An 8101-nucleotide genomic window follows, 5' to 3' on the forward strand; every position below is an offset into this window, starting at 1 on the left:
GATCATGATCCAGGTGGCACCCTCCAGTTCGAAGCCGCCGCCCATCAAGCCCGGTCGACCGGGTGGACCGCGCCGGCCGGTCTTCGTCGCGGGCAATGCGGTGGTGCTGGGCTGGTTGGCCACCGCGGTGGCCTTGCTGATCAGCTACGACGAACTCGGCCAATCGGTCTGGCTGCCGGTGCACGCGTTGCTGCTCGGCGCGGCCACCAACGCGATCGTGATCTGGTCGGAGCACTTCGCCGCCACCTTGTGCCGCGCACCTGACCCACCGTCGTGGCAGCTGAGCGCCAAACTCATCGCGCTCAACATCGCCGCCGTCGTGGCGCTGATCGGCGTCTACACCGGCGTCATGGTGCTGACCGCGGTTGCCGGCGCGGTGGTGGCGGTGATCGCGGTCGTGCACGCCGTCCACCTGGTCCGGATGCGGAAAGCCGCGCTGCAGGCCCGCTTCGAGTATCTGATCAGCTTCTACGTCGCCTCCGGTGTGGCGCTGCTGGTCGGTGCGGGAGTCGGTGGCACCCTGGCGCTGGGGGCCGACGGCTGGTACGCCCGCCTGTGGGCCACCCATGTGCACGTGATGCTCTACGGCTGGATCGGCCTGACGGTCATCGGAACGCTGTTCACGCTGTGGCCGGTCGCCTCGGGGGTACGGATCACCGAGCAGACGATCCGCGCCGCGAAACGAACACTGCCCACCCTCATCGTGAGCCTGACGGTGGTGATCGCCGGCCTGTTGATCCCGAACGTGTGGATCGCCGCGGCCGGGCTGCTCGGTTATGCCGCCGGGGTGGTCATCACCGCTGTCGCGCTGTGGCCCACCAAGAAACCCCGCGAGGTCGGCTCGTGGAATCTCGCGGCCGCCACCGGCTGGTTGGCGGTCGCGCTGGTGGTCGAGATGGTCGCCGCGGTGGTGAGCGGTTCCCTGGATGTCCTGCCCGGGCTGATCGAGGGATCGATCATGCCCATGCTGGTGGTCGGCTTCGTCGCGCAGATCCTCATCGGCGCGCTGACCCAGATGCTCCCGGTGGTGGTGGCCCAAGGTCCCGCTGAACGCAAAGCCGTCGTCGCTCACCTGGCGCAGGGCTGGCAGGCGCGGCTCGCGGTGCTCAACCTGGCGGTGCCACTGGTCGCCGTCCACTTCCCGGGACCGATCCGCACCATCGGCTGGGCGTTGGCCGCGATCGGAGTCACCGGATTCCTGTGGCTGGCACTACGGTTGACCGTCCCGGCGCTGCTGCGTCGCAGCATGAACGTCGAGGCACTCGAGCGTGGGCTACCCGGCACCATGACCGGCATGGTGGCGGGATTGACCGCGGTGGTGGTCGCGGTGGCTGCCGCCACCGGGACCGGGACCGATACGCACCAGGACGCCGTCCCCGGTGAGGCCACGGTCATCGACGTCGCGCTGCAGGACATGCGGGTCGCGCCGCCGGTCCTCGACGTACCGGCCGGAACACACGTGGTGTTACGGGTGACCAACGAGGTCGCTCTACCGCACGATCTGCGAGCCGAAAGCGGTGAGCGCACACCGCGGCTACGGCGCGGGCAGACCGCGATGCTCGACATCGGCGTCGTGGAGCACGACATCGACCTGTGGTGCGACGTTCCCGGGCACAAGGCGGCGGGAATGACCATGAAGATCAACGCCGTCGGCGGCCGGCCCAAAGCGGCCGATACCGAACACGACCACACCGCCAGCGTCGCACCGGGCGGTCAGTTGAACCTGGGTGCGGACCCGTCGCCGGGCTGGAAGCCATACGATCCGGTGCTGACGCCGGCCGAACCGGGGCTGCACCGGGTGGAGTTGCGCGCGGTCGACGAGACCCTGGAGGTGGCGCCCGGACGGCGGGAGACGCGCTGGACGTTCGGCGGAACCGAACCGGCGCCCATCCTGCACGGGAAAGTCGGGGACACCTTCGAGATCACCTTGATCAACGACGCGAGCATGGGACACGGCATCGACTTCCACGCCGGGGCCCTCGCGCCGGATCAGCCCATGCGCACGCTGGAGCCCGGCGAGCGGCTGGTGTACCGATTCACCGCGACCCGCGCGGGGGCGTGGCTCTACCACTGCAGTACCGATCCGATCTCGCTGCACATCGCCAACGGCATGTACGGCGCGGTGATCATCGACCCGCCCGGATTGCCTGCGGTCGACCATGACTTCGTCTTCGTCGGTGCGCAGTTGTTCCTCGGGGATCCGGAAGGCGAGGAGAAGCCGCTGGCGATCCGGGAGGGAAGGCCCGACGGCTGGATGTTCAACGGTACCGCCGATCAGTACAAGAACGCCCCGCTGCGCGTTCGTGCCGGTGAGCGGGTGCGCTTCTGGCTGGTCAACGCCGGGCCCAGTGACCTGATCGCCTTCCACATCGTCGGCACCCAGTTCGACACCGTCTACAAAGAGGGTGCTTGGCAACTGCGCCCCGGTGACCCGGCAGGCCCGTCGGGCGGATCGCAGGTGCTCGATCTCGCGCCCGCCCAGGGCGGCTTCGTAGAGCTCACCTTCCCGGAGCCGGGCAACTACATGATCATGGACCACGATCTGCGCCACTCCGAAGGCGGCGCCCGCGGCACGGTTTCGGTGACGGAGTAGCCGTGATCGACCTGTGGACGCTGGTTCGGTTCCTGCACGTGATCGGCGCCATCATCTGGGTCGGCGGGCTCCTGACGATCACCGTGGTGGTGTTGCCCCCGGTCTATGCCGTGCTGGCGGTACCGGAGCGGGCCCAACTGGTGCGCAATGTGGGGCTGCGATTCGCGTCGGTGACCTGGACGGTGTTCATTCCGCTGCAGATCACCACCGGGGTCCTGCTCGCTTACGCGCACGGCGTGACGTGGGGGTCGTTGTTGCAGCCCGGGTACGGGCGGGTGTTGGCGGTCAAGGTCAGCTTGTTCGTCGCGGTCATGGGTGCCTCGACCGTGCACGGTTTCCTGCAGCGCAGCAGACGACCCCGGTTCGCGCGGATCGCGTCGATTGCGGCGCTGACCGGCTCGCTGGGGATCGTGTTCCTGGCGACTGTGCTGACCGCCGGTCAGCTGGACTGATCCGGCAGGTCGAGGTCGAACAGCCTGGCTGCGTTCGCGTAGAGAACCCGCTGCAGCCACGCCTCGTCCGCCCCGGGGAGGTCGGTCAGGGCGCGGATCGCGGCGGGGTAGCCGTACGGGATGTTCGGGAAGTCGCTGCCGAACAGGATCCGGTCGCCGAGATCGATGAGCCGGCCGTGGTGAGCCGGGGGAAACGGCATGGTCTCCTCGGCGAATCCGGTGAACGCCATCGTGGTGTCGAGGTGGACCCGGGGGAAACGTTCGCAGATGTCGAGGAACTCGGCGTATTCGGGCATACCCATGTGCGCGACGATCAGCACCAGGCGGGGAAACCGCCCCAACAGGCGCCGGACGGGGGCCGGGCCGGTGAACTCGCCGGCGACCGGGCCGGATCCGCAGTGAATGACGACCGGGGTTTGTCGTTCCTCCAGCATCGCCCAAACATCTTCGAGCAGTGGATCGTTCGGATCGAAACGGCCCACCTGAAGATGGACCTTGAAGACCTGAGCGCCGACGTCCAAGGCGTCGGCGACATAGTGGTCGGCGCCCGGTTCGGGAAAGAAGGTGGCGGTCGACAGGCAGTCGGGGGTCTCACGGGCGAACTGGCCCGCCCACTGATTCAGCCAGGCCGCCATGTCCGGCTTGTGGGGGTAGACCAGCGAGGTGAACGCCAGGACCCCGAAGCGGCGCAGCGTCTCCACGCGCTCTTGTTCATCGCTGCGGTAGGTGATCGGCCAATGCCGACCCAGCAGCGGCCCCGCCGAATCGAAGTAATCCCACACCTTGTCCATCACCCGTTTGGGCATGAAATGGGTGTGCACGTCGATCATCCCGGGTAGGCCGATTTGATACCAAATAGCGCGTACCTGATCGGTTTCGTCTTTGCCGCCCGGAACGGGGCTACTCGACTGATTCATCGCACGGCCCCCGGGTCCGGTGCGTCCCACGTGTTCTCACTGATGAACTCCGATAACGGCCGGGCGGTCGCCCAGTTGTCCAATTCGAGGGCAGGCCGGTCGGGAAAGTGCGGGACCGGACCCAGGCACAGGATCGCGACCGGTTCGGCACCGTCGGGCATGTGCAGTAGTTCCGCCAGCGGTTGCGGTTCGAACAGCGAGACCCAGCCCATGCCCAGTCCTTCGGCACGCGCAGCCAGCCACATGTTCTGGATCGCACAGGACACCGACGCCAAATCCATCTGCGGCAGGGTGCGCCGGCCGAAGATATGGCGCTCGCGACCGTCGCGCAGGGCCACCACCAGAAGTTCGGCGCAGTCGCGGATCCCCTCCACTTTCAGGGCCAGGAACTCCTTCTCGCGACGGCCGAGGGCCTCCGCAGTCTGGTGCCGTTCCTCGTCGACGAGGGCGTGGATGCGCTCCCGCACTGCGATATCGGTGATGCGGATGAACCGCCACGGCTGCATCAGCCCGACACTGGGTGCGGCGTGCGCAGCCTGCAGCAGGCGCGCCAACACCTCGTCGGGAACCGTGGTGTTCGGGACGAAGCGCCGCATGTCGCGACGTTCGCCGATCACGCGGTAGACCGCCCGGCGCTCCGATTGACTGTATGCGTGGCCGTCGACGCCGACCGGATCGCGCTGATCGGGGTCACCACCGGTCTGCTTGCCGCGGTGATCGGGAGCTTGGCGGTGCTGCGCCGACCGCCGTGGACGCATCTCGCCTCCTACCGCAGAGATCACGGGTCGTAAGCCACGCCGACCGCTCGGAACACGTACTCCGCGGGCGGGTCGAAGGTCATGGTGCGGCCGGGCAGTTGGGCGAGCACCGTCTCGGGGATGTCGGTCTTGTAGTGCAGCGAGAGTTCACCGTGAAACTGTGGTCCGGTGTCGTCGAGATTTACCTCGACGAGCAGACCGGTCTCGGAGATGGTGACGGTCGCGGCGCCGGTCTCCGGGTGGTCCCAGCGCACGTCGACCGTGCGTCCGGCCACTTTCGGAAGAGCGGACAGCGTGGCCAGCACGCGCTGGGAGGTGAACACCACCGAGCCGACGTAGCTCGCGACGCTGTGGGGAGACCGCATCCCGGGAATCGCGCCGCTGAAGCGACGGGTGACCGGGACGTAATCGACACCATGGAGGATGCCCTCGGCCTCGACCTGTTCACGCAGGTCGGGCGGCAGCTTGCCGATCCCGAGCAGCTTGCGCAGATACACGGCCATGGGCCCAGTATCCCCGTTCTGACCGATCTGCCCACCCGTGATAAGCGTGTAGGCGTGTCGACAAGCAACCTTGCCCGAGTGTTTCTGCCGGTCAGCGCACTGATCGCAGTGATCGGTTATGGGCTGATGTGGCTGGGCTACCGGCAGGGTTGGTTCGACGCGATCGATTCCGCCAGCTTGAGCGCGTTGTATGACGTCGGGATCAAACACCCGCTGTGGGTGCGCTCCTGGGAGGTGGTGTGCTCGGTGTTCGGGCCGACCGGACTCCGCGTTGCCGCCGCCGGCGTGATCGTGGTGGCGTTGGTTCAACGCAACGTGCGCACAGCGCTGTTCTTGATCGTGACCGTGCAGTTGTCCGGCGTGGTCATCCAGGGGGCCAAGAATTTGGCTGATCGGCCCCGTCCGGTGACAGCGCTGGCGCATGCGTCGTCGACGTCGTTTCCGTCCGGGCACGCACTGGCGTCGATGGTCGCGGTGGTTGCGCTGTTGGCGGTTCTGCTGCCGATGCTGGGTGCGACCGCCAGCCGAGTAGCGATCGCGACGGGTGTTCTGATTGTGATCGCGGTCGGATTCGGTCGCGTGGTCCTCAACGTGCACCACCCGTCCGATGTCGTGGCCGGGTGGGCTCTCGGCTACGCCTATGTGGCGCTGTGGATGCAAGTGTTGCGGGTGCCGTGGTGGGCGCCCACACGTGAGGTTCAGCGCTCTGAGTCCTCGGCGTCGCTATGAGCTTTGGCCACCACGTGGCGGGTGGCGACCGGCTTTCCGGCGACCAGTTTGGTGACCGGTGGCGGTGGGACGGTGATGCGGCCCTGAACCGGCGCACCGTTCTTCACGGAGGGGGCCACAACCCGCTTGGTGTCCGGCTTGGGCTCGGCATCGGTGTGACCGCCGTACATCGCGCCCGGCGGCACGAACGGTAGCGCGCTGAGGCCGTTGCGCGGGCCCGGCGGCGCAGTCGGCGGGGCGGGAGGAGCGGGCGTCACAGCTTGTGCGGAAGCCGGCGCGGTGCCCGGTGACGGGGTCGGTGGCGGACCGAGATAGCCGGTGGGCGCGGTACTTTCCTCCACGACTCCGGCGCCGCTGTCACCGCTGATAGGTAGACCGTCGTCATCCCAGAACAGGTCGTCGGGGCCGGCGTCGGTGTACTCCTCCGCACCGTCTTCGACCGGGTCACCGATGAGCTCCGCACCGGACTGTTGGAACGCACCCAAGCCGGCTTGCAACGCTTGCTGGGCGCCTTGTGCGAACTGTTGTGGAATCTGGGTGAAGCCTTGCAGCAGGCCGCTGAAGACTCCACCCACAGCACCGGCGATACCGGCGGCCGATTGCGGCAGGGCCTGCATCAACTGGGCAGACTGCGTTTCGTTGGCGGAGAATTTCGCCTGGGCATCGAGTAAGCCGGCGTCGCGCTCTTCCTGGCCGAGTTGAGCGTCGGCGTCGTCGGCCGGGTCGCCCAGGTTGGCGGCCATGCCCAGCGTGGCCAGCAGACCATCGATCGTCGACCCGACACCGGAGACCAGATCCGACATCACCTGCGGTGGCGGAGCGTTCATACCGTGCGCGCGCAGGTACTCCTCGATGACGGCCACCAATTCCGGATCCATCAGGACTTCGCCTCGGGGCAGCATGCACGGAACCACGCGTAGTGGTACATCGCCACGCGCCGGTCCCCGGTGATCAGTGCCTCTATCGCGGCGAGCAATTGCCAGTTGCCGACGGCTGCGATGGGCGTCTTCTCCGGGTAGTCGGCCAACACCGTCTCCCGCGTTTCAGCCAGATGGGTACGGAGCAGGGCGACTTCGGTGTCCAACACGCCGGCGCCGGCGTAGACGGCGTGAACCAGGGTATGAGCGAGTCTCGGCAGACCGTCTCGCCAACGGGTGGATCGACGAAGCTGCCAGCCCAATTCTTCGACGTTCGGCCCGTGGCGCGGTCGGGACGAGGTCGGTATGTGGTCGTCACGATCAGCGGGGGCCACGTATTGGCCGGGCTCGAAGTGTGCGGCCGCGGATACCGATCCGAGCAACGCCATCGCAGTCCCGCGGCGAGGGGCTGGATCGAGTAACCGGACGGTCGCCGGAACGTCGACGTGCGGAGGTATCCAACCGGCGGTGAGATCGGTGACCAACATCGTGGTGGCGTTGTCGCGCTCACCGACCGACCAATGCAACCGCGGTTCTTGGCGAGCGACAAACTCGACCAACGTCTGGAGCCGGTTCTCGGCGCTGGCTTGCGCGGAGAGTGCACCGGTCAGTGCACCACCGGCGGTAGCCGGCACGGCTTGTTCGGTTACCGCGAGTGGCGGTGGGGCAGGGGTTCGTCGCACCACGGTCGACTGCCCGAGGCCGGTCTGGGCGTGCGCCGGGGTGGGAGTCGGCGACGGTGCGGATGACGGTGGCGCGGCCGGGACGGTCGCAGCGGGCGCCAGCGTCGACCGCAGGTCGGTGCCGTAGCCGGGTAGCAGCGGGGGCGACGCGACCGGTGGCGCAGCGGTGACGCTCGCCGGTAGCGCGGCGACCGGCGGCACAGGCAGATACGGAGGGACCGCCTCGGCCGGTGGCGTCGACACTGCCGGCGGTGTGTCGATGGCAGTGACATGGGTTGCCGACGGCGACATATCGGTGACCGCCGGTGTCATGTGCTGCTCCAGCGGCGTGAGAAGGGGTGCGGGTGTCGCCGTCGGGTGGACCGGGGTGGGGCCACTGGTCATACCTTGCTCGAACGCCTGAAGGACCGTCGGGGAACTCGCGGTCGGGGTGGTTTGGACATTGGTAGTCGGTAGCGGGGAGGCGTTCGCCGGTATAACCGCGGGCGCGGGGGTGGGCTGGGACGCGACCGGTGGAAGCGGGGCGGTAGGCGTGGCGGGCGCGGGAGG

At 67.8% G+C, this 8101-nt stretch carries 8 protein-coding genes; 3 read left to right on the forward strand and 5 right to left on the reverse strand.

What is annotated here, in order from left to right; all coding sequences use genetic code 11:
- The first annotated feature begins 4 nt into the window (after positions 1–4).
- Positions 5–2593: a multicopper oxidase domain-containing protein gene (locus AWC30_RS15965; RefSeq protein WP_085111204.1), complete on the forward strand. Its 2589-nt coding sequence runs from the start codon at positions 5–7 to the stop codon at positions 2591–2593.
- A 2-nt stretch (positions 2594–2595) separates the two neighbouring features.
- Complete coding sequence (locus AWC30_RS15970; RefSeq protein WP_085111205.1) at positions 2596–3045, forward strand: hypothetical protein; 450 nt, start codon at positions 2596–2598, stop codon at positions 3043–3045.
- On the opposite strand, the gene AWC30_RS15975 is transcribed toward AWC30_RS15970, so the two are convergent.
- Genes AWC30_RS15975 through AWC30_RS15985 form a run of 3 tightly spaced genes read right to left on the reverse strand, consistent with a single transcriptional unit; the run spans position 3033 to position 5223 of the window.
- A complete protein-coding gene (locus AWC30_RS15975) occupies positions 3033–3962 on the reverse strand; it encodes an amidohydrolase family protein (RefSeq protein WP_085111235.1) in 930 nt (309 codons plus the stop codon). The two genes, AWC30_RS15970 and AWC30_RS15975, sit on opposite strands and share 13 nt — an antisense overlap.
- Positions 3959–4720, reverse strand: coding sequence for a 5,6-dimethylbenzimidazole synthase (bluB, locus tag AWC30_RS15980; protein WP_085111206.1), 762 nt, complete (start codon positions 4718–4720; stop codon positions 3959–3961). The genes AWC30_RS15975 and bluB overlap by 4 nt, the downstream gene beginning before the upstream one ends.
- Positions 4721–4740: 20 nt before the next feature.
- Positions 4741–5223 (reverse strand): hypothetical protein, encoded by a 483-nt coding sequence (locus AWC30_RS15985; protein WP_085111207.1) that lies wholly within the window; start codon positions 5221–5223, stop codon positions 4741–4743.
- 78 nt (positions 5224–5301) lie between these two features.
- Between AWC30_RS15985 and AWC30_RS15990 the strand changes: the two genes are divergently transcribed.
- Complete coding sequence (locus AWC30_RS15990) at positions 5302–5952, forward strand: phosphatase PAP2 family protein (RefSeq protein WP_234808126.1); 651 nt, start codon at positions 5302–5304, stop codon at positions 5950–5952.
- Here the strand turns inward: AWC30_RS15990 and AWC30_RS15995 are convergent.
- Entirely contained in the window at positions 5922–6830 is a 909-nt protein-coding gene (locus tag AWC30_RS15995) for a hypothetical protein (RefSeq protein ID WP_109562105.1), read from the reverse strand. The two genes, AWC30_RS15990 and AWC30_RS15995, sit on opposite strands and share 31 nt — an antisense overlap.
- Positions 6830–7504, reverse strand: coding sequence for a DUF5631 domain-containing protein (locus AWC30_RS17630; protein WP_133053709.1), 675 nt, complete (start codon positions 7502–7504; stop codon positions 6830–6832). Before AWC30_RS17630 ends, AWC30_RS15995 begins: the two co-directional genes overlap by 1 nt.
- Positions 7505–8101: the final 597 nt, after the last annotated feature.

The sequence above is a fragment of the Mycolicibacillus trivialis genome (genome assembly GCF_002102395.1).
In the GTDB taxonomy this organism is placed as follows: domain Bacteria; phylum Actinomycetota; class Actinomycetes; order Mycobacteriales; family Mycobacteriaceae; genus Mycobacterium; species Mycobacterium triviale.

Excerpts from the sequence above, each read along its gene's own strand:
- AWC30_RS15965 (WP_085111204.1), top strand. The coding sequence starts at position 5 with ATGATCCAGGTGGCACCCTCCAGTTCGAAGCCGCCGCCCATCAAGCCC.
- AWC30_RS15975 (WP_085111235.1), bottom strand. The coding sequence starts at position 3,962 with ATGAATCAGTCGAGTAGCCCCGTTCCGGGCGGCAAAGACGAAACCGAT.
- bluB (WP_085111206.1), bottom strand. The coding sequence starts at position 4,720 with ATGCGTCCACGGCGGTCGGCGCAGCACCGCCAAGCTCCCGATCACCGC.
- AWC30_RS15985 (WP_085111207.1), bottom strand. The coding sequence starts at position 5,223 with ATGGCCGTGTATCTGCGCAAGCTGCTCGGGATCGGCAAGCTGCCGCCC.
- AWC30_RS15995 (WP_109562105.1), bottom strand. The coding sequence starts at position 6,830 with ATGGATCCGGAATTGGTGGCCGTCATCGAGGAGTACCTGCGCGCGCAC.